This is a genomic window from Nesterenkonia muleiensis, from assembly GCF_003600155.1.
GTDB classification, from domain to species: domain Bacteria; phylum Actinomycetota; class Actinomycetes; order Actinomycetales; family Micrococcaceae; genus Nesterenkonia; species Nesterenkonia muleiensis.
The window spans coordinates 39,683-60,586 of record NZ_QWLD01000035.1; the positions used below are offsets into that span (position 1 = coordinate 39,683).

The 20,904-nt window shown below is 62.9% G+C and carries 18 protein-coding genes; 8 read left to right on the plus strand and 10 right to left on the minus strand.

Features of this window, described 5'->3' with window-relative positions:
- Window positions 1-36: 36 nt before the first annotated feature.
- The 3 genes from DVO78_RS09315 to DVO78_RS09325 all read right to left on the minus strand — a co-directional run bounded on the left by DVO78_RS09315 (window position 37) and on the right by DVO78_RS09325 (window position 4,026).
- A complete protein-coding gene (locus tag DVO78_RS09315; RefSeq protein ID WP_120004544.1) occupies window positions 37-1,320 on the minus strand; it encodes an ABC transporter substrate-binding protein in 1,284 nt (427 codons plus the stop codon).
- A gap of 11 nt (window positions 1,321-1,331) precedes the next feature.
- Window positions 1,332-2,612, minus strand: a complete 1,281-nt coding sequence (locus DVO78_RS09320) for an ABC transporter substrate-binding protein (RefSeq protein ID WP_120004545.1) — start codon at window positions 2,610-2,612, stop codon at window positions 1,332-1,334.
- Window positions 2,613-3,015: 403 nt separating this feature from the next.
- Window positions 3,016-4,026 (minus strand): LacI family DNA-binding transcriptional regulator, encoded by a 1,011-nt coding sequence (locus DVO78_RS09325; protein ID WP_120004546.1) that lies wholly within the window; start codon window positions 4,024-4,026, stop codon window positions 3,016-3,018.
- 106 nt (window positions 4,027-4,132) lie between these two features.
- On the opposite strand from DVO78_RS09325, the gene DVO78_RS09330 reads away from it, so the two are divergent.
- Genes DVO78_RS09330 through DVO78_RS09350 form a run of 5 tightly spaced genes read left to right on the plus strand, consistent with a single transcriptional unit; the run spans window position 4,133 to window position 10,659 of the window.
- Window positions 4,133-5,299: a Gfo/Idh/MocA family protein gene (locus DVO78_RS09330; RefSeq protein WP_120004547.1), complete on the plus strand. Its 1,167-nt coding sequence runs from the start codon at window positions 4,133-4,135 to the stop codon at window positions 5,297-5,299.
- 11 nt (window positions 5,300-5,310) lie between these two features.
- Window positions 5,311-6,549, plus strand: coding sequence for a dihydrodipicolinate synthase family protein (locus DVO78_RS09335; protein WP_120004548.1), 1,239 nt, complete (start codon window positions 5,311-5,313; stop codon window positions 6,547-6,549).
- Window positions 6,546-7,457 (plus strand): sugar phosphate isomerase/epimerase family protein, encoded by a 912-nt coding sequence (locus DVO78_RS09340; RefSeq protein WP_120004549.1) that lies wholly within the window; start codon window positions 6,546-6,548, stop codon window positions 7,455-7,457. Before DVO78_RS09335 ends, DVO78_RS09340 begins: the two co-directional genes overlap by 4 nt.
- Window positions 7,457-9,517, plus strand: coding sequence for a DUF6807 family protein (locus tag DVO78_RS09345; RefSeq protein ID WP_120004550.1), 2,061 nt, complete (start codon window positions 7,457-7,459; stop codon window positions 9,515-9,517). The genes DVO78_RS09340 and DVO78_RS09345 overlap by 1 nt, the downstream gene beginning before the upstream one ends.
- Entirely contained in the window at window positions 9,514-10,659 is a 1,146-nt protein-coding gene (locus tag DVO78_RS09350; protein ID WP_120004551.1) for a M24 family metallopeptidase, read from the plus strand. Before DVO78_RS09345 ends, DVO78_RS09350 begins: the two co-directional genes overlap by 4 nt.
- 28 nt (window positions 10,660-10,687) lie before the next feature.
- On the opposite strand, the gene DVO78_RS09355 is transcribed toward DVO78_RS09350, so the two are convergent.
- The 4 genes from DVO78_RS09355 to DVO78_RS09370 all read right to left on the minus strand — a co-directional run bounded on the left by DVO78_RS09355 (window position 10,688) and on the right by DVO78_RS09370 (window position 14,884).
- Entirely contained in the window at window positions 10,688-11,581 is an 894-nt protein-coding gene (locus tag DVO78_RS09355) for an NAD-dependent epimerase/dehydratase family protein (RefSeq protein WP_120004552.1), read from the minus strand.
- Window positions 11,578-12,951 carry a Gfo/Idh/MocA family protein gene (locus DVO78_RS09360; protein ID WP_120004553.1) on the minus strand — a complete coding sequence of 458 codons (1,374 nt, stop codon included), beginning with the start codon at window positions 12,949-12,951 and terminating at the stop codon, window positions 11,578-11,580. Before DVO78_RS09360 ends, DVO78_RS09355 begins: the two co-directional genes overlap by 4 nt.
- A gap of 24 nt (window positions 12,952-12,975) precedes the next feature.
- Window positions 12,976-13,824, minus strand: a complete 849-nt coding sequence (locus DVO78_RS09365; protein ID WP_120004614.1) for a carbohydrate ABC transporter permease — start codon at window positions 13,822-13,824, stop codon at window positions 12,976-12,978.
- 130 nt (window positions 13,825-13,954) lie between these two features.
- The gene (locus DVO78_RS09370) at window positions 13,955-14,884 is read right to left on the minus strand and encodes a carbohydrate ABC transporter permease (RefSeq protein WP_120004554.1); all 930 of its coding nucleotides are present in this window, start codon (window positions 14,882-14,884) and stop codon (window positions 13,955-13,957) included.
- 348 nt (window positions 14,885-15,232) lie between these two features.
- Here DVO78_RS09370 and DVO78_RS09375 point away from each other — a divergent pair, with 348 nt between their 5' ends.
- The gene (locus DVO78_RS09375; protein WP_120004555.1) at window positions 15,233-16,384 is read left to right on the plus strand and encodes a mandelate racemase/muconate lactonizing enzyme family protein; all 1,152 of its coding nucleotides are present in this window, start codon (window positions 15,233-15,235) and stop codon (window positions 16,382-16,384) included.
- A 224-nt stretch (window positions 16,385-16,608) separates the two neighbouring features.
- Here the strand turns inward: DVO78_RS09375 and DVO78_RS09380 are convergent, their stop codons facing one another.
- Window positions 16,609-17,151 (minus strand): NADPH-dependent FMN reductase, encoded by a 543-nt coding sequence (locus DVO78_RS09380; protein WP_157983970.1) that lies wholly within the window; start codon window positions 17,149-17,151, stop codon window positions 16,609-16,611.
- 52 nt (window positions 17,152-17,203) lie between these two features.
- Here DVO78_RS09380 and DVO78_RS09385 point away from each other — a divergent pair, with 52 nt between their 5' ends.
- Window positions 17,204-17,920 (plus strand): GNAT family N-acetyltransferase, encoded by a 717-nt coding sequence (locus DVO78_RS09385; RefSeq protein WP_157983971.1) that lies wholly within the window; start codon window positions 17,204-17,206, stop codon window positions 17,918-17,920.
- Between the two features lie 7 nt (window positions 17,921-17,927).
- On the opposite strand, the gene DVO78_RS09390 is transcribed toward DVO78_RS09385, so the two are convergent.
- Complete coding sequence (locus tag DVO78_RS09390) at window positions 17,928-19,157, minus strand: pirin family protein (RefSeq protein ID WP_120004558.1); 1,230 nt, start codon at window positions 19,155-19,157, stop codon at window positions 17,928-17,930.
- Window positions 19,158-19,189: 32 nt separating this feature from the next.
- Here DVO78_RS09390 and DVO78_RS09395 point away from each other — a divergent pair, with 32 nt between their 5' ends.
- Window positions 19,190-20,506: a hypothetical protein gene (locus tag DVO78_RS09395; protein ID WP_202912144.1), complete on the plus strand. Its 1,317-nt coding sequence runs from the start codon at window positions 19,190-19,192 to the stop codon at window positions 20,504-20,506.
- Window positions 20,507-20,660: 154 nt separating this feature from the next.
- On the opposite strand, the gene DVO78_RS17550 is transcribed toward DVO78_RS09395, so the two are convergent.
- Window positions 20,661-20,816, minus strand: a complete 156-nt coding sequence (locus DVO78_RS17550; protein WP_157983972.1) for a hypothetical protein — start codon at window positions 20,814-20,816, stop codon at window positions 20,661-20,663.
- Between the last annotated feature and the right edge of the window lie 88 nt (window positions 20,817-20,904).

A 20,904-nucleotide genomic window follows, 5' to 3' on the forward strand; every position in this document is an offset into this window, starting at 1 on the left:
TGTCCTCGATTCATACCGGCCCGCCGGGTCGGCCCCTCAACCTCCGATTTCGCTCTCCAGCTCGGGGTACGCCGCCTCAGCGGCGTCCTGCGGACTCAACTGCTCGAAGAGGATCTGCTGTTGGTACCGCCCCATGATGTCAGCCACGTTGCCGAACCCTGTGGCCGGAACGGGCTCAGGCGGCCCCAGTTCGCTCTCGATGGTGGTGATGAAGTCTGCTGCTTCCTGGTTGGCCTCATCCATCTCCTCCATCAGCGTGCCGCGGATCTCTGTGTTGGCGGAGAGACCCCTGTCTGTCATGTTGATCAACGCGGAGCGTTCATCATTAACGAAAAAGTCCAAGAATGTGGTGACTTCCTCAGGATGCTCAGTAGCCGAGGACGCCGCGACCATCCCGGTGTTGTACCACTGTTGGGCATCCTCCGCGGTGCCGGTGGAGCTGGGTAAGCGCAATAGAGTCAGGTCCTCCCCGCCGGCATCAGTCAGTGCGCCCAGCAGGTTCGTCCAGGTGAAGGCCATAGCCGCCTGGCCAGTGGCCTCCAGGGACTGGTCTTGGCTGGCTGATTCCTCTTCGACCATGACCGCTGCCGGAGGGATGACACCGTCGGCGTGAAGTTCATCCACCCATTCGAAGAACTCCTCAAGATCCTCCTGGCCGAATCCCAGCTGTCCCTGGTCATCGTTGAAGAACAGTCCTTGCTGGCGCAACCATGCCTGGATCAACTGCGGCTGCTGAATACCGCTGGAGCCGTAGACGCCGTCAAGCTCCTCGGCGATCTCCAGGGCCGTTTGCGCCCAGTCATCCCAGGTCCAGGTAGTGTCATCGGGCATCTCCACCCCGGCCTCGTCGAAAAGCCGCGGGTTGGCCACCACAGCAACGGCGTTCACCCCGGAGGCCAGACCGTAGTACTCACCGTCGATGGTTCCTGATTCCACGATCTCTTCGGGAATATGAGCGAGGTCTACGCCCGAGAGGTCGAGCAGCGAGCCCCGTTCCCCGTATTCGCGCAGGTAGGGGGCATCCATCTGGAAGATATCCGGCGGAGTTCCCCCGGCGATCTGAGTGTTGAGCTGGTCCCAGAACCCGCCCCAGTCACTGTATTCGATTTCGACGTCGATGTCCGGGTGTTCGGTATTGAACTCGTCGATAATCCGTTGCGTGTTCTGCACCCGGGTGTCAGACCCCCAGAAGGCAAAGCGCAGCTCCACCGGCTCCTGGGTTGATGCCTCCTGCTGGCCTGCTCCTCCGCAGGCAGTAAGCACTAGACTCGCCGCGGCTGCAGCGGAAATGATCGCCTTCCTTCTGAGGGCTCTGTTCATGGGTCTTCTCCTCAATTGCTGAGAATGGATTCGATCTCCTGGATCAAGGCCTCTGCCGCTTCGGTGGGCGTAGCCCTATCAAAGAACACATCCTGGCTTCTCCGACTGACAGCGTCTGATATGCCAGTGAATCCGACCGGCAGCATGGGTTCAGCCTCGGTGATCTCTCCGTCCAAGTCCTCGATCAGTTCGGCAGCCACCAGGTCCTGGCCCTCCACTTCGGCGACCACCGCGTCGCGGACTTCCGCGTTGGAAGGCAGTCCACGGTCCATCATGTTCTCCAGGCCGGCCTCCTCGGAATTGATCATGAAGTCGATGAAAAGCTGAGCCTCTTCCGGGTGGTCTGTCTGGGCGGTGGCGCCGACCAGCATGGTGTTCTTAAACCACAGTCCGTTGTCCTCTGCCTGGCCGGTGTGGCTGGGGAACCGCAGGGGTACCAGCTCTACGCCGGAGGCTTCGGTGAGGGCGGGCAGCTGGTTTGTCCATGACATGCCCATTGCCGCGCGACCGGTGCCGATCAGGGAGTCCTCCATGGCGGCGGACTCCTCTTCGGCCATCTCTGATGGGCTGGGCAGGGCCCCGACCTCGATTAGATCCATGAGGAACTCCAAGTACTCCTCAGCGTCCTGTTCATCCATGCCCAGTTCACCCTCTTCGGTGAAAAGGTGCTTGTCATGCTGGCGCAACCACACCATCAGAGTCTGGGTGATCGGATTATTTGTCCCGTAGGCTCCGGTCTGTTCGTGAATAGATTCGCCGATTTCAGAGAAGTCATCCCAAGTCCACGTGGTGTCATCGGGCAGGTCCACGCCGGCCTCGTCGAACAGCTCCGGGTTGGCCATCATGACCAGTGCATTGACTCCGGTGGGCACGCCATACTGCACGCCTTCGGCCTGACCGCCTTCCACAATGGTCTCGTCGACGCCTGAGAGGTCCACATCGGTGAGTTCCAGCAGCGCCCCGCGGTCTGCATATTCGCGAATGAACTCATCGTCTAGCTGCACGATGTCCGGGGCGTCCCGGGAAGCCACCTGGGTGGCGAGCTGATCCTGGTAACCGTTCCAGTCAGCCCATTCACCAGAGACGGTGATGTGTGAATGCTCAGCTTCGAAAGCTTCGATAATGGCCTCAGTGTTAGCGCTGCGATGGTCAGAACCCCACCAGGCGAAACGCAGCTCCACAGGGTTCTCCTCCGTGGCCTCTGACTGTTGTTCACCCCCGCATGCTGTGACCAGCAGCCCCACGCTGACGACGGCGCTGATCGCTGCCCCATTTCTGCCTATTCTTTTCATCGCGACTCCCTCGGTACTAGTGATAGCCGGTGCAGACGTGATTCATCGCGCCCACCTGACTGTGACACGTATCACGCTACGCCAGCATCGTGGTCCAGTAAATAAATCGATTCACTTCTGTGATGCCAACGTGCTATCGCTTGATACCCAGACCCCATCTCCCCTAATCAGGCAGGAGCGTGGGCAACACACTTCCCCGGCCACATGAACCATTGCGCGGACCGCTCGACGCCCTAGTCCTGCGCTTCTTGGGGCGCACCGACAACACGGGCTCAGCAGAGCGAGCATTCCCAGCACTGCCCTTGATCGAGGTGGCCGTCAGAGCCAGCGGCGGGGATGCGCTACCGAGGACAGCAAGCACCTGAGCCCTCAACACCACCCGGTGTCAGAACCTGCTGTACCGTCAGCTCAGCCGCGTGCTCTGACGCAGAACAACGGCTCCCTCCACCACCACACGGTGGCTGGCGTCGCTGTTACCAAGCATCATTTCCACACTCATCCGGCCGATCTCTTCCAGTGGAAGCCTCACAGTGGAAATGGTGGGGTACTGATCCGCCAGCGTAGGGATGTCGTCGAATCCGGCCAGCGCCACGTCCTCCGGAACACTAAGCCCGGCTTCACGCAGGGCCGCCAACGCGCCCAAAGCCATGACATCATTGACACAGAACACGCAGAGCTTCCGCTCCTCGCCGCTCACACCTGAGGCCAGCAGGTCGACCATCATCCGGTAGCCGCCTTCACGAGTAAAAGCGCCCTGGCTCACCACCTCAGGCATCACGCCTGCGCTCTTGAGCGTGGCCAGGAATCCCGCAGCCCGTTGAGAGGCGGTCTGCAACTCGGGCTCCCCCGAGAGCACAGCGAACCGGCGGTGACCGAGTCTCAACAGTTCATCGGCCAGAGCCGCGGCACTACCTTCGTTGTCGATCTGCACCCCGCCCGCACTGGCCAGGGGCTGACCGATCATGGCCACCCGCCCACCGTTGCCCCGATAGGCCTGCAGGAGCCTCTCCAAGAGGACGTCGTCGCCGAATCCCCTGGACCCAGCAAGGAGTATGGCGTCTGTCCTATATGACATGAACGAGCGGACCGCCTCCACTTCAGCCTCCGCGGCTCGCTCTGTCGAGGCCAGCATGAGCTGAATACCCGAGCCGGCCAATCCGCGCTGTGCACCGCGAGCGATGGAGGAGAAGTAGGGGTCGGCGATATCATGAACCACTAGACCGATCAGTCGCGCACTGGCGCGCACCAGCGCCTGGGCTTGGGCATTGGGAACGTATCCCAGACGTTCCGCAGCGGCGCGCACCTTGTCTGCCACCTCTGGCGCGGGACGCCGGTTCGAGCCGTTGAGCACACGGGAGGCCGTCGCCTGAGAGACCCCCGCAGCCTCGGCCACCTCTGCCAGCCTGACAGCCATGACACCTCCGTTTTCTACTGATCCCGCCACTGTGACAGTTGACACAGCGTTTCGCCTAATATTAGCGTGGAAAGCGTATTCCCGCTGACTTCCACAAGGAGACCCAATGTCTGAGTCCCGCACTCTGCGCATCGCCATGAACGGCATCACCGGCCGCATGGGATACCGCCAACACCTGCTGCGCTCCATTCTTCCCATCCGTGACCAGGGAGGCATCACCCTTCCCGACGGGTCCAAGGTCACCGTGGAGCCAGTGCTCATCGGCCGCAACGAGGCCAAGATCAAGGAACTCGCAGCCAAGCACGACGTCGAGCACTACACCACTGATCTGGAAGGTCAGCTCAATGATCCGGGAATCGACATCGTCTTCGACGCCTCCATGACCTCCCTGCGCTACCAGACCCTCTCCAAGGCGATCGCCTCAGGAAAGCACGTCTTCACCGAGAAGCCCACTGCTGAAACCCTGCAGGAGGCCGTTGACCTTGCACGTCAGGCCAAGAACGTCGGGATCACCGCCGGAGTAGTCCATGACAAGCTCTATCTTCCCGGCCTGGTCAAGCTGCGCCGCCTAGTGGACGAAGGCTTCTTCGGGCGCATCCTCTCGCTGCGCGGCGAGTTCGGCTACTGGGTCTTCGAGGGCGAGGTCCAGCCGGCCCAACGCCCCTCCTGGAACTACCGCCTCGCCGACGGCGGCTCTATGACCACGGATATGTACTGCCACTGGAACTATGTCCTGGAAGGCATCATCGGCAAGGTCAAAACCGTGACCTCCCGGACCGCCACCCACATCCCGAAGCGCTGGGATGAGAATGGCAAGCCCTATGCTGCCGACGCCGATGACGCCGCATACGGCATCTTTGACCTGGAGACCCCCGAGGGTGACGATGTCGTGGCTCAGATCAACTCCTCCTGGGCGGTGCGCGTCTACCGCGACGAGCTGGTCGAGTTCCAGATTGACGGGACCCACGGCTCCGCGGTGGCCGGACTGAACAAGTGTGTGGCTCAGCAGCGCGCCCACACACCTAAGCCGGTGTGGAACCCGGACCTTCCGGTCACCGAGTCCTTCCGCGATCAGTGGAGCGAGGTGCCGGCCAACGCTGAGCTGGACAACGGGTTCAAGCTGCAGTGGGAGGAGTTCCTCGCCGACGTCGTCGCCGGGCGTGAGCACCGGTTCGGGCTGCTCTCCGCCGCACGCGGTGTGCAGCTGGCCGAACTCGGCCTGCAGTCGGCCGCCGAGCGCCGCACCCTAGATATCCCCGAAATCACCCTCTAGAGAGGCCGCCGATGTCATCCTCACTCACTGTGACGCTGCCGACCCTCTCCGGGGGCAGCATTGACTACACCCTGCAGGGTCAGACCAACCCTGACCTGGGTGAATTCACCCGTCCCGGTGCGCCCATCACCTCCCGGAAGGTCTACGCCGCCGCGCATGTAGTCCCGGTGATGAACGCCGACAACACCCCGGGGGCTCCGGCTGAGCTGGATTGGGTGGCCACCTTGGCCTACCGGCATGAACTGTGGTCCTACGGGCTCGGTGTGGCCGACGCCATGGACACCGCCCAGCGCGGGATGGGTCTTGACTATGCGGCCACCAAAGCGCTGATCCGCCGTTCCGCCGCCGAGGCCGAGCGAGTCCTCACAGAGCAGACCTACCCCGCCCTGGCTGGGCGTACCGTCCGGGATCTCATCGCCTGCGGCGCGGGCACAGACCAGGTGGACCCCGCCGCGGTGGCTCCCGGTGACACTGGCCTGCAGACGGTGCGCAACGCCTACCTGGAGCAGCTGGAGGTGGTGGAGTCCTCCGGTGCGAAGGTGATTCTCATGGCCTCCCGCGCCCTCGCCAAGGTGGCTCAGGATCCCGCGGACTACCTCGCCATCTACTCGGAGTTGCTGCAGACTGCTCAGCAGCCGGTGATCCTGCACTGGCTGGGCCCCATGTTCGACCCTGCTCTGGCAGGTTACTGGGGCTCCGACGACGTTGCGGCAGCCACGGAGACCTTCCTGCAGCTGATCCGGGAGAATGCGGAGAAGGTCGACGGCGTGAAGGTCTCTCTGCTGGATGCCGATCATGAGAAGCAACTGCGAGCGCAGCTGCCTGAGGAAGTGCGCCTCTACACCGGTGACGATTTCAACTACCCAGAGCTGATCCACGGTGACGAGTCGGTCTATTCCGACGCGTTGCTGGGCATCTTCGCCGCCATCTATCCCGCAGCCTCGACTGCCCTGCAGGCCTACGACGCCGGCGATGCCGACCGTGCACGGGCGATCCTGGACTCCACCCGTGAATTGGGCAAGCACATCTTCGCCGCGCCCACTCTGTACTACAAGACCGGGATTGCGTTCCTCTCCTGGCTCAACGGTCACCAGAGGGGGTTCCAACTGGTGGGCGGGCTCCACGCTGGGCGTTCGCTGCCGCATCTGGCCCACACTTTGGTGCTGGCCGACCAGGCCGGCCTATTGGCCAAACCTGAGTTGGCGGCAGAACGGATGCGTCTGCTGCTGAAGAGCGGAGGGCTGAGATGACCCATCCGGGCAGCCGCGCGGACCGGTTCGCGCTCTCCTTGAACACCGGCACCACCCCGCACCTTTCGCTGCAGGAAGCATGCGCTGCCACGACCCAGGCCGGGCTGGACCACATCGGCCCGTGGCGGCACCTACTGGAGCAGGCCGGTGGGGCCGAGGCCTCCCGCACCATCCTTGCTGATCACGGCCTGACCGCCACCACGCTCTGCCGAGGCGGTTTCCTCACAGTCTCTGGACAGCAGCCCCGGTCCGAGGCCCTGGAATCCAATCGGGCGGCCATCCGGGAGGCGGCCACCATTGGCACCAAAGAACTGATCATGGTGGTCGGAGGCCTTCCAGCTGCGGCTCACCTGCTGGGCGGCAGCTCCCATGGCGGCTCCACGAAGGACAAGGACGTCGTCGCTGCCCGCCAGAGGGTTGCCGAAGGCATCGCTGAGTTGCAGCCCTACGCCGCCGAACATGATGTCCGTCTGGTGCTGGAGCCCCTGCATCCGATGTATGCGGCGGACCGTGCAGTGCTCTCCACCCTGGGTGAGGCTCTAGATCTGGCCGCACCGTTCTCTTCGGAGACCGTGGGCGTGGTGGTCGACACCTTCCACGTGTGGTGGGATCCGCAGTTGAAGGCGCAGATCGAACGCGCCGGGCGCGAGCACCGGATCGCCAGCTATCAGGTCTGTGACTTCAACCTGCCGATCGCCGCCGACGCCCTGAAGTCCCGGGGCATGATGGGCGATGGCTATGTGGACTTCCCCACCATCAGCCAGTGGGTCGCCCAGGCGGGCTATACCGGCCCGGTCGAGGTGGAGATCTTCAATGAGCAGATCAACTCCCAGGATGCCTCGGTCACTCTACAGACCATGACGGCCCGGTACGAAGATCTGGTTCTTCCCTTCCTCAAAGGAGAGTAATGGCATTCACCGCTGCGGCCGCGCCCGTCCGCACCCCTGAGGTGATACTGATCGGGCTGGACGGCTTCGGCCGCCAGCATCTGCGTAACATTGCACGCCTGACCGCATTGCAGAAGGTTAGGTTGATCGCCGGTGTCGGCTTCTCCGATCCTGGCCCAGAGGTCAGAGGTGAGATCCCGGTCTACCGCACCCTCGCTGAGGCTTGCGGCGCAGGCCACCGTCCGGACATCATCATCGTCTCCACCCCCATCAACACACATTTCGACTTGGCCATCGAAGCACTACGTATGGGCGCTGACGTGCTGGTAGAAAAGCCTCCCACCGCCACCCTTGAGCAGTTCCAGAGGTTGCTGACCGTGGCGGAGAATTGCGGACGACATGTGCAGGTGGGCTTCCAGTCGATCGGCTCCCACACCCTGCCCGCGATCGAGCAGCTACTGTCATCCGGTGAGATCGGTCAACTGCGTGCTGTAGGCGCCACGGGACTGTGGCTGCGGACCGAGTCCTACTACGCCCGTGCACCGTGGGCCGGGCGGCGCACCCTTGAAGGTGTACAGGTGGTGGACGGAGTGGTCACTAATCCGCTGGCCCATGCGGTGAAGACCGCCCTGCACATCGCCGGGGCCAAACACTTAAGTGATGTGGCTGACCTGCACACCGAGCTCCACCATGCGCACCGCATCGAAGCAGACGACACGTCGATCGTCCAGCTGCGCACCACTGCAGGCATCCCGGTCACTGCCGCGCTGACTTTGTGCGCAGCCGAACAGCAGGACCCGTGGATCACGATCTCCGGCACCGAGGGGGAGGCGATCCTGTATTACACCCGGGACGAGTTGGTCATCACCCCTAATCCGCAGCGACCGGGTGCGACGGAGGCGCAGTCCCTGACCTTCCAGCGCACCGATCTGCTGGAGAACCTGATCGAGGTACAAGCCGGGCTCACCAGCAGGCTGCTCTCCCCCTTGGAAGACCACGGGGCATTCATGGCCGTATTGGAAAGTGTGCGCACTGCGCCGAAACCGGCCGCCATAGGTGCCGAGCATCTGCTTTACGGCGGAAAAGGCACCGAACGTCACCCCATCATCCCCCACGTGGAGAATTATCTTGCCCGTGCGGTCAAGGCAGCACCGTCCTCGTTCTCCTCACTTGGTGCCCCTTGGGCGGCCGAGCCGTCCACCAGCGGTAGCCTGAGCGCCGGAACCGGTGCGCGCACCGCGATGGTGGCCCAGCTGCGCACCGGTGAGGACATCTCCCCCACCGATTCGCCCCGCCCCTTCTTGGATGCGGTGACCACCTTGGGCGGCGTCGTGGTCACTGATCAGCAACCGCTGGATCATACCTGGCACCTTGGCGTGGGCACCGCACTGCAGGATGTCAACGGCCACAACTTCTGGGGTGGACGGACCTACACCCGTGACGCCGGGCGCTACGTCTGGCGCGGCGACCACGGCCGTATCACTACCGTGTCGCAGAGCATCAGCGACCACGCTCATGGCCAGCAGCTGAACCAACAGCTGGACTGGAATGCCGCTGACGGCGCTGCGATCCTCACCGAGAAGCGCACCGTGAGCACCTACTCAGTCTCACCGGAGCACTGGACGCTCAGCTACAGCTATGAACTCACCCCCGCAGGTAGGGAGCCGGTGAGCCTGGGTAGCCCAGGAGCCAATGGTCGAGAAGAGGGCGGCTACGGCGGATTCTTCTGGCGGCTGCCGATGCTAGAGGACGCCTCCATCTTCACCGCCGAAGCCGAGGGTGAGGAGGAGGCCCACGGCAGCATGACGGAATGGTTGGCGATCACCGGCCACTACGCGCCACTGCCCAGCCGTTACGGAAGCAGCGGGCCAGCCACTCTGCTACTGAAACGCCAGGAAGGGAACCCTGATCCGTGGTTCGTGCGCCACCGCTCCTATCCCGGCGTGGGTATGTCCCTAGCCTGGGAACAGCCGGTGGTGCTGCAACCAGGTGAGACCGCAGCCCGGCAAGTGCAGGTGCTGGTGGTCGATGGAGTCCTCACACCCCAGCATGCCGCTGAGCTGATAGGAACCAGCCTGTGAGCAGCACCCAGGCGACCCACAGTGGCCTCGCTGTGACAGAGGAGTTCGCGCAGAAGCATCAAAGGCTTATCCGTGTGCTGGACCAGACCGGCGCAGACGGCGTAGTCCTCTCCTCCGCCGGAGCGCTGTCCTGGCTATTAGGTGGAGCCCGGGTCCATGTCAGCCTCACCGGCCCCCCTGTTGTCCGCGCGGTGGCCCACCGTGACGGAGTCGAACTGGCAGTGTTCTCCAATGAATCCGAGCGTTTGCAGACCGAGGAAGTCAGTGCTCTGCTGGAGGCCTCCAGACTGCGCATTCGCCAGCTGGCCTGGCACCAGAACATCGACGACACCGGCTCCTGGCTGGCTGCTCCGCCGACCCAGCTGGTGGACGAAAGCACCGCCGCACTGCCACTGCGGGCTGCGCGGGCACCGCTGCTGGGGCCCGAGTTGAGCCGCTACCGTTCACTATGCCGCGATGCCGCAGCTGCTCTTACCGCCGTGTGGGGATCGGTCACACCACAGACCACCGAACGCGAGGCCTGCTCCGCTCTGGGCCGGGAACTGATCAGTGCGGGGGCTGATCCGCTCGTCGTCCTGGCCGCCGGCGACTCCCGAGCACGGCACCGGCACCCGCTGCCCACCAACGCGCCTTTGGGACGCCGGGCCATGGCTGTGGTCTGCGCACGCCGCGATGGGCTGATCGCCAATGTCACCCGTTGGGTGTGTTTTAGTGATCCGGCTCCAGGAGAGCTTGAACTGGACCGCGCGATTCTGGAAGTAGAAGCGGATATCTTCGATGCTCTTATTCCAGGGACAGAGCTGGCCTCGGTGCTGGAGGTGGTCAAGGGCGCCTACCCACGGCATGGATTCGATGTCCACGAATGGACACGGCACCACCAGGGTGGTGCCGCCGGCTATCAAGGCCGCGACCCGCGGGCCGCCCCCGGCGTGCCGGACCTCATCCACCCTCAGCAGGCGTTCGCATGGAACCCCTCCGCTTTCAGCGAGCAGCTGGCAACTGGTGCCAAGGCGGAGGACACCGTAGTGCTGTCCGCTGAAGCCCATGGCGGAGAGGAATTCATCGAGATCCTCAGCGCAGATCCCTCATGGCCAAGCGCTTCCGTGCGGGGCCGGCAGCGTCCCCTTCCGCTCTACCGCTGAGCAGCGGATGGCATGGAGCCGAACAACGCTATTCCACCAGTTCGGTCCGCCAGGACCGCTTCGGCTCCCAGCCCAGCACGTCCTTGGCCTTCTGCACCGAGAATGCCGGGGAGTCTCCGGTGAGCCCTTCGGCGAGGTGGCTCAGCTCGGGAAAGTACTCCGGGATCAGTTCGGACAACGGCTTCCTAGCCAGCGCGTCCTTCGCGCCGACGAAGAACACCGCACCATTACTCACCTGATCGCTACTGGCCAAGGCGGTGAGGAGGAAATCGGTCACGTCCCTGGCATCGACGTAGTTGAACAGCGCGACTGCAGAGAGTTCGGGACGGTCCAGGCGTTCAACCAATGTATGTCCCTGCTGCGTGGGACCGCCCTGCCATTCCTCCGGGGCGATGACGTAACACGGGCGGAAGCTAATGAACTTAACCCTTGAGGTCTGCTGGGCGAACATGGCCGCGACCTGTTCAGCCGCATATTTGCTTAGCCCGTAGGCGTGCCAAGGATATGGTGTAACGTTCTCGTCCAAGGGCAGGCGGGGAGGAACCCACTCCACCGGGGAGCCGTAGCCCATGATAGAGGGACTGGAGGCGATGATGACGGTACGAGCCCCGGCAGCCACAGCTGCTGCCGTCACATTATGGGCTATCCCGACGTTGGTCTTTAGAATCACGTCCTCCGGGGCGGAGAATGGGACTGCTATGGCTGCCAGTGAGACAACGGAGTCCGGTCCGACCTCGGCGAACAGTTCCGCGGTGGCGACTGCGTCGAGGAGGTCCGCCGCACGGTAGTCCACTCCTGACACCGGTGTCTCCGGCAACGTGCGGTCCATGCTGATCACCTGGTGACCTGCCGCAGAGAATCCATCGACCACGCTACGGCCTAGACGCCCGGAACCGCCAGTGATGATCACCCGGTCGCTCACGCGCTAACCTCTGTGCGCAGCTGAGCACTAGACGAGGCAGACTCGAGGCCAAGATCTATCTCTTCAAGAATCACCGGAACCCCGTTGGTCAGGGACTCGTTACCCGCCACGCCCACGGCGATCGCGTGGATGCCGTCCACCAGACCAGCGGGACGGCGGTACGGGTCCTCACCGGCACCTTTGAAGATGTCTGCTAGTAGCAACTTGTCACCACCGCCGTGGGAACCTTCCCCATTGATGATCTCGATCTCTTCGGCCTGTTCCCAGTGCTGTTGGAGAATCAAGCGTTCGCCCTTGGCCCTGAGCCGGTTGGACTGGCCGTCATCGCTGACGGAGGGGTCAACGGGGGACCCACCTTCCGCTGGAAGCACTGCGGCGCGCTCGACCACTTCCAATTCCAGCCGGCCCAAGGTCCCGTTAACAGCTACCCTGTAGCCCTCCCATGGGGAGTGGGCGTTGAGTGAGTAATTCAGTACCGCGCCGCGGGAGTAGTTCACGATCACCGCGAGGTTGTCCTCGATGGTGATACCCGGTGAGAAGACGTCCTGATCACGCCTGTATCCGTCGAAGTGCTCATTGTCCAGATACAGGCGTTTGAGCTTGTCGTCGGTGCGCAGATCCAAGGCGAAGGGATCCTCTTCCGATCCCTCACGAGTTCCGCGCTCCGCGGGAGTGATCCCGCGAGCCGAGGCGGCCTCCTCACCGTAGAACTTCAGCCCGCCGGAGGCGTAGATTTTCTCGGGGGTGTCGGCCAACCACCAGTTGACCAGATCGAAGTGATGGCTGGCCTTATGAATCAGCAGCCCGCCGGAGTTGTCCTTGATCCGGTGCCACCGACGGAAATAATCCGCGCCGTGGACGGTGTCCAGCACCCAGGTAAAGTCAATGGAGGTGACCTCGCCGACCTTTCCCTCCTGGATCGCAGCCTTCAGTGCGGTATTACGCGGGGAGTACCGATAGTTGAAGGTCACGATCACTTCACGTCCGGTCTGTTCCACGGCCTCTGCGATGCGAGTGCTGGAAGACCCATTCACCGTCAGCGGCTTCTCCACCACCACGTCCGCTCCCGCATGGAGAGATTCTACAATCAGGTCGGCGTGAGTGTAGTCAGGAGTGGTGATAATGACCCTGTCCACCCGTTCCCGCTGAATGAAGTCAGCCAGCTTACGGGGGTCGAACACGGTGACATCAACATCATGCTGGTCCCGCACCCGCTGGGCGTAATATTCCACTCGCCCGGGATTGGTGTCCGCCAGTGCCACGAGCTCCGCCACATCGAAGTGGGTCTGCACGATGGCATCGATGTACATCGAGCACCGATTTCCCATCCCCAGTATCGCGTACCTCGTTCTCGCCGTATTGTCACTCATAGGTGAGCCGCTCCTTCACGGGGACTATTTAATACCGGTGGTGGCCATGCCCTTGATGAGGTAGCGCTGGCCGAACAGGAAGATGAGGAACAGGGGTATGACCGAGACGATCGACATGGCGAACATCGCACCCCAGTTGGACTGGCCGGTAGAGTCAATGAACGCGGCAAGCGCCAGTGGGACGGTATACATGTCCGGGCTGGTGAGGAAGATCAGCTGGCTGAACAGGTCATTCCACGTCCACATGAAGGTGAAGATGGTGGTGGTGGCCAGGGCCGGCACCATCAGCGGGAGCACCACTTGAAGGAAGATCCGGATATGACCGGCGCCGTCGATTCGTGCCGCTTCGTCCAAGTCCTTGGGGATGCCTCGGACGAACTGCACCATCAGGAAGATGAAGAAGGCATCGGTGGCCAATATCTTCGGAACGATCAGCGGTAAGAAGGTGTTGATCCATCCGAAGTTGGAAAACAGGATGTACTGCGGGATGATCACCACGTGCACCGGCAGCATGATGGTCAGCAGCATCATGGCAAACATTGGCACCTTGAACTTGAAGTCCAGCCGTGCGAAGGCGTAGGCAGCCATGGAACAGGCCACCAGATTTGCCAGGATCGAACCAAAGACCACGATCGCGGAATTGGTTAAAAAGTGACTGAAGGGGTGGCTCAGCGCGTTCCACCCACTGATGTAGTTTTCGAACTCCAAGGTGGTGAGCAGCAGGCCGGATTCCCGGAAGATGACCTCATTGGGCCGCAGCGAGGAGACCAGCATCCACAGCAGCGGGTAGATCATGGCGAAGGAAGCGGCCACTAGCACAATGTGCTTGAGGGATGATTTGACCGCCTTGCCCACAGGCGTGCTTTGCTTCATCGCCTTCGGGCGGTTCGCCCCCAGGTCAGTGGGATCGTTGACCGGAACGGTGGCTCGGGGATGCCCAGCAGCTTGTCCGCGGGAGACTGCCGCCAGCGCGTTGTCGGGCTCGTGTCGGGTCCGCAGTGAATCAGTCATCGTAGTGCACCCAATACTTAGCGAGGAAGAAGTTGATTGCGGTCAGTGAGGCGATGATGAGCACCAGCAGCCATGCCATGGCTGCCGCATAGCCCATATCGAACCTCGCGAAACCCTGCTGATAGAGATACAGGGTGTAGAAGAGCGTTGAATCCGCCGGCCCTCCGGAGCCTCCGGAGACCACGAAGGCCTGGGTGAAGTTCTGGAAGGCGTTAATCAGCTGCATCACCAGGTTGAAGAAGATGATCGGAGTCAGCAGCGGGATGGTGATGGTGATGAACTGCTTGATCCGGGTTGCTCCGTCAATGGAGGCGGCCTCGTAGTACATGTCCGGGATCTGACGAAGACCGGCTAGGAAGATCACCATGGGGGCACCGAAAGTCCACACGTGGAGGATGATCAGCGTGCCCAGTGCGGTGTCCGGAGAGGAGACCCAGCCCTGTCCCTCGATGCCGACCATGGCCAGCAGTTGGTTCACCAGGCCGGAGTGACCGAAGATTTGGCGCCAGAGCACCGCGATCGCGACCGAAGACCCGAGCATGGAAGGCAGGTAGAACACCGAGCGGTAGAAGGCCAGCCCTCTCATGCCGCGGTCCAGTAGCAGTGCCACGGCCAGGGAGACCGCTAGCTGGAGTGGCACGCCCACAAAGACATAGGTGAAGGTCACTTGGAGCGAATTGTGGAGGCGCTCATCCCCGATCATGCGGGTAATATTGTCCAAGCCGGTCCATGTGGGGGCCTGCAGGAGATTGTAGTTGGTAAACGCCAGGTAGAGGGTCGCCAGCATAGGGAAGAGCGTGATGGCGAACAAACCCAGGGTCCATGGCGACAGGAACAAGTGCCCGGCCAGGTTGTCCTTGTGCTTCCGCTTGCCTTGTCCGCGCCCCTTCTTCAGGCGGCTGAGTTCTGCGACCACACTCATGTGGTTACCCCCCTGCCACCGCGACGTCTTGGCGGGCGCAACCAGAGGGCGTATGCATATGGGACAGCATGGCTGCCTCCTCACAACTGGGGGAAATCGCTTTCCGGTGAACTGTGAGGCAACTGTAAGCACCATCACATTAGAGGGTCAAGCGCGTACAGCAGTCTCTTTGGCCATATATGCCAGGTTGCCGCCCGAGAGGGTTGAATCGTTACAAGGCAAAAGGGCCTATTACCGCGCAATAATGCGGATTACATTGCAAGGAAGGTCATGTTTATGCACTTTGAGTATCAATCTATGCCTATCCTGCCGTAGACGGACGGCTAAAGCCCTGACTAAGCTCCATCTATGCTCAGCCCACACCCCGTTGTCGCTCGAGTAGAACTGCTGCTGACCTCCATGCCGTTCTCTGCGGAACGCCGTCTCACGTCTGATGAGAGCATTGATGAGTACAACGCGTCATCGCAGAGTTTCACCCACATGGAATCGTTAATGGTGAAGGTCCATGATTCTCAGGGCCGAGTCGGATGGGGTGAGGCCTTCGGCCACAGGAGCAATCCGGCCTCATGGGCTGCATTAGAAAGTACGGTGGGGCCCTTTGCCCTCGGCCGTAATACTGATCCCACGGCTTTTCGCCGTGAAGCCGAATACGCCTTCCATGCCTTCGGCCGTACCGGCCCAGTGCATTTTGCCCTCTCAGCTATGGACACCGCTCTGTGGGATCTTGCCGCTCAGGCACAAGGAAAACCATTGCGCCGGCTGATCGCCGAGGAACTGGAGACGGGGGCCGCTGACCGGATCAGCTGTTACGCATCACTGGTGCACTACGGCGAGGAACCTCAGGAAGTGGCTCATCACATCTGTCGCGCCCAGCAATCCGGCTTTGGATCGTTCAAGCTCCATGAGTCAACTCCGGAAGCTGTGGGCGCTGCGCGCCTACAGGCCGGGCCAGATGCCGCCCTCATGACTGACGTGAACTGCCACTGGGACGAGGCCGGCGCTGCACAGGCGCTCGAAGAATTCCTACCCTATGATCTGCACTGGCTGGAGGAGCCTGTCTTCCCGCCCGATGACAGCTCTGCTCTGGTACGCCTCAATGTCTCATCCGGACGGATCGCCGCCGGGGAGAATGCATCTGGCACGCTAGGCATGATCCACCAGATCGAATCCGGCGCAGTAAGCTTCGCTCAGCCCAGTGTCGGCAAAATCGGCGGAATTTCGGCGATGCTCGAAGTCATCCGGACAGCCCGGGCCCTCGACGTGCCCGTAGTGCCCCATTGCTTCTACTACGGACCGGCGCTGAACGCCTCCGCGGAGATCGTGGCGGCTCTAGGTCCGGAGGTGCAGTTGGAGGCCCCGTTCCTGACATGGCCTCAACGTCTGCACCAGCTACACGGCCCAGCCCCGGTCATCAAACTCAGTGATGGTCCCGGGCTGAACTTCGTAACCGACGAGATGGTGCTTGCCGAACACCTTGTCCGCAGCGCAACCATCGGCTGATCGTTCGGCCCCACGCCTACCCTGACGGCTTCACGCTCTGCCACAACCTCTACCGCGCCGCGCCGAAATCGACAATAAGCACCGGCGCGGAACGCATACTGCCAGTTTGAGCACGGCCATTTCTTGTTCTGCGAGATTCTGGCTCTTACCGACGACCAATTATCTCGCCTGCCGAACATCGCGACTCGTCTCACCCCATAGTGACATCTCGTAGCGGGTCGTCATCAACCGTGGTCCGCAACGAACTCGGTGAAGGCTTCGATATAGGCCATCGCGCGTGTAGTGGTCTGCTCGTCCGCTGTGCCGTCGTCGCTGAAGGTCTCGCCGGTGACATGGACCGCCAACAGCGGGGTTCCCATCAGCTTCACCCCTAGCGGCGGCAGGAACTGGCGCAGCTGCGACTGGCCATTGATGCTGCCGTAGCGCCCGGGCGAGGCACCCGCAATACCGAGCTTGAGCCCAGCCAGCTGGCCCTCCTTCGGCGGACGGGTGAGGACATCGATGGCGTTCTTCACGGGCGCCGGGAAGGACTGGTTGTGCTCGGGGGAAACCAGCAGCAGCCCGTCAACGGCTGCCACCTGATCCTTGAACTCGCGCAGCACCTGCGGAAAGTCGTCGTCCATATGCCGGTCATAGAGCGGTAGGACCGTGATGTCTATCTCCACCAGCTCAGCGTGCTCCGGTGCCTGGTCCACGATCACCTGCGCGAGCTTCCGGTTGATGGAGTCCTGCGCGAAGCTTCCCACAATGTATCCGATTTTCACCATGGTCCTACCGTACCGGGCCATGGGCCCGTCTGAAGCTGAGTACCCTGGTTTCATGACGGGACTCGACGCCCACACCGAGCAGATCATCATGCTGGCCTGGTCACGCATCCTTGGTCTGGGCGACACCGCGCTCGATACCGCCTCACCTGATGAGCGGATCGAGGCAGGGCACAGCGACGTCAGGGCGGTCAGTCTGGTCCAGCTCTTCGGGCGCACCGCCCTGTACGGCCCGCCGGAGCTTTTGACCGCAGCACGGCGGATTCCGGACGAAGAGCTTGCTCTGGAATCCCGGCTGCTGGAGATCGCCCGGGCCCACTATCCCGGGGCCCGAATACTGGGCGAGGCACACCTGCTGTACTGCGAGGAGCCCCCGGAGATCGAAGGCTCAGACCGGATCTCAGTCTCCTTCGAGGCAGAGCATGTCCGCCAGCTGATCAGCCGCGCCCCGGCCGACGACGTCGCCCGCTCCGGACTCGGAGACGCCGAATGGACCGCCGCGGTGGTGCGTGACAGTACCGGGGAGGTGCTGGCCGCCGCCGGACGCGAGGCATGGCAGGAGATCCTCGGGCACATCGGAATACTCACCCACCCGGATCACCGCGGCCTGGGCCTGGGCCGGTTCGCCGCCGCGGTGGCCACCGAGGAGGCGTTCGTGAACGGGCTGATTCCGCAGTGGCGGGCTGCCGGTGAGTCCCCGGGATCGCTGCGGATGGCCGTCAGCCTCGGATTCGCCCAGGCCGGTCACCAGACCACCGTGACCTTAGACTGAACACGCCTCAACCCCTCGGCTTCATCCGGGTGTTCGGCAGCGCCGGGGCAGGCAGTGGGGCGGGCTGGCCGGGAGGGAAGTCGCCGAACTGCGGGAAATTCCGGCCGTCGTGGTACTGAGCATCGGCGAGCGCATCGCGCAGTTCCCCGCCGATGGGCTCCCCCAGGGCACCGGTCTCCACCTCGACCTCCTCCTGGGTGCCATCGGGCTGGGAGGCCCGCTCGGTGCGGGGACGGGACGACGACGCCGTATCCGCCAGTAGCTGCCGCAGCGGCGAGTCCCCTTGGGGTGCCTCAAACCCCATCTCCGCCTGGTAGGCCATTCGGTAGGCGGCGATCTCCTCATGGGAGCGGCCGACGAAGTTCCACCACATCACGATCTGCTCATCCAGCGGCTGCCCGCCGATCAGCAGGGCGAGCACCGGGTCCTCGTGGGCCTGCAGCCGTAGCTGGTCGGCGCCGGTTTCGACCACTGCAAGGTGATCGGCCGGGATCTCACAGCCGTTGAGCGCCACCGCTCCGGAGATGCGCAGCAGCCCGTGCTCGTGACCGGCGGGCACCTCGATGTCCAGCTGCTGGCCGGGCTCCAGGCGGATCTCGGCCCCGGTGAGCGGGATGTGGGTCTTCACCGGGGAACGGTATCCCAGCAGATCCCCGAGGAAGACCTTGGCCTCCCAACCCTCCCCGCGGACCGGCTCGGGCCGGTGGGTGTCCAGGCTGGGCTCGGTGAAACGGTGCTCATCGGGGAAGGCGTACCAGAGCTGGGCGCCGTGGAGGGTCTTGGTGTCAGCGGTGGAGTGCTCGGAGTGGCTGATCCCGCGCCCGGCGTTCATCAGGGCGACCTCGCCGGGACGGACGGTGGCCCAGTTCCCGGCGGAGTCGATGTGGTCGATCCGCCCGGAGAACAGCCAGGAGCAGGTGGCCAGCCCGGTGTGCGGATGGCGCGGCACGCGCATCGGCGTGGCCTCGGTGAGATCGTCGGGTCCGTAGAAGTCCAGGAAGCACCAGGCCCCGACCAGGGACCGGGCTCGCTGCGGCAGGGTCCGGCGCACGTGCATCGCCCGCGGTCCGCCCAGCGGCACCTCACGGGGCTCCAGCAGCTGGACCCCGCTGGAGGTGCTGACGAGGCCGGGACTGAGCTCGCCGCTTCTGGGCTGAGAGGGTCCTGGGGCGTCGTCGGGCGTGTAGGGCCCATTGATGCACACCTGTTCTTGGGGCTGGGTTTCGGTGTTGCTCATCTGGGGTCTCCTGCCGGCGTCCTTGCGAGCTTGTGCGACCCCAGTCTTTCAAAGGTGAAAGAACACGCCAAGGCTCAGCGATTTCTGTTGACGCGGACTCTGCGGGGGTCAGCCGTGCGGGCACCGGTCAGTGCCTGGGGGCCTGGCGTCGTCTGAGCCTGACGCTAGGCTTCTTCCCCATAAGTGAGTACCAGTACTACGAGTTCCTCGCCATCGACCAGCCTCTGGACCAGGACCAGCTCTCCGACATCCGCACATTGTCCACCCGGGCGAGCATCACCGCCAACAGTTTCGTCAACGAGTACCACTGGGGCGACTTTCGCGGCGACGTCACCAGCCTGATGAGCCAGTTCTACGACGCGCACCTTTACTGGGCCAACTGGGGCACCCGGCGGGTCATGTTCCGCATCCCCCGCTCGGCATTGGACACCGAACTCATCGAGACGTTCTGTGTTGAGGACCACGTGGAGGTCCAGGTCGCAGGAGAATGGTTGATCCTCGATATCACCAGTGAACAGGATGACGGGTACGACTATGACCCGGACAACTGGTTCACCCTCTCGTCCGTTGTTGGGATCCGGGAGGAGCTTCTCGCCGGTGACCTTCGCGGACTGTACCTGGCCTGGCTGGCTGCCCTCAGTCAGCGGGAGAGCGACGACGCCGGTGGCCCCGATGCGCTGGAACCCCCGCTGCCTCCGGGGCTGAATGAGTTGAGCCCGGCCCAACAGGTGCTGGCAGAGTTTCTTCAGCTGGACGAGGACCTGTTCGGCGCTGCCCGTGAGGCAAGCCCGCCCCTGCACCGGGATGCTCAGGACTCTGCTGCCCGCACATGGGTGCAGCAGCTCCTCCCACAGGAGAAGGACCGGATCATTCTGTCTCTGCTGGAGAAGCCCGCGGCGGCTCGCACGGAGCTGCTGGGCCGAATCCGGCAGCATTCCTCCTCCGAGACACCAGGTTCTGCGCGCCGGAGAGCCCGCCAGCTGCTGGACCTTGCCGAAGAGCGCAGAGTTCAACGTCAGGAGGCTCAAGCACAGCGGCGGGCCGAGCAGAGGGCCAAGCGTGAAGCAGCTGAGGCCACAGCACGCCAGGAGCGCTTGGCCCGGGTATCTGCCGATCAGCAGGCGGCCTGGTCAGAAGTAGATGCTGCTATCGGGCAGAAGACCGCCGAAGGGTACACCCTCGCGGTCGAGGTCCTGAAGGATCTCAGAGAGATCGCCGAGCGGGAAGGGACCTTGCCGCAGTTTTCTGAACGCCTCAGCGCCATCAGGCAGGCGCACAGGCGCAAAGTGAGCCTTATGAGATGTCTGAACGAAGCCGAAGGGCTCGGACCAGATGTCAGACCTGCGTAGACTCAGCCGGATGAGCGCTGATCACCTCATTCACAGCCCCCTCGGGGAACACGGCAGGGGCGCTGATTTTTACCCGGGGCCTCAGCATTCGCAGCAACGTCGCGGGGCTGCGCCTTCGAGCGGCCGGCATGATGGCGACCTGCTCTGCCGTCGGTCACCGCAGTAAGAGCCCCTTCTGCAGTGCTGACAGCAGCGCTTCTTCGCGCGCCTGCTCTGCCTCGCGGCGGGCGAGCTGGCGCAGCAGTGTCATTCCGGCAGTGTTCTTCTTCTGCTCAGTGCGGTGTGCCATGGGCCTGGCTTGGGGTGTCATTGTCCAGTCTCTCCTCTGCGGAAACGATCATCAATTACAAAGTTTTCTCTGCAACACTAACACTGCATAGTTAGCTCTGCAAATATTT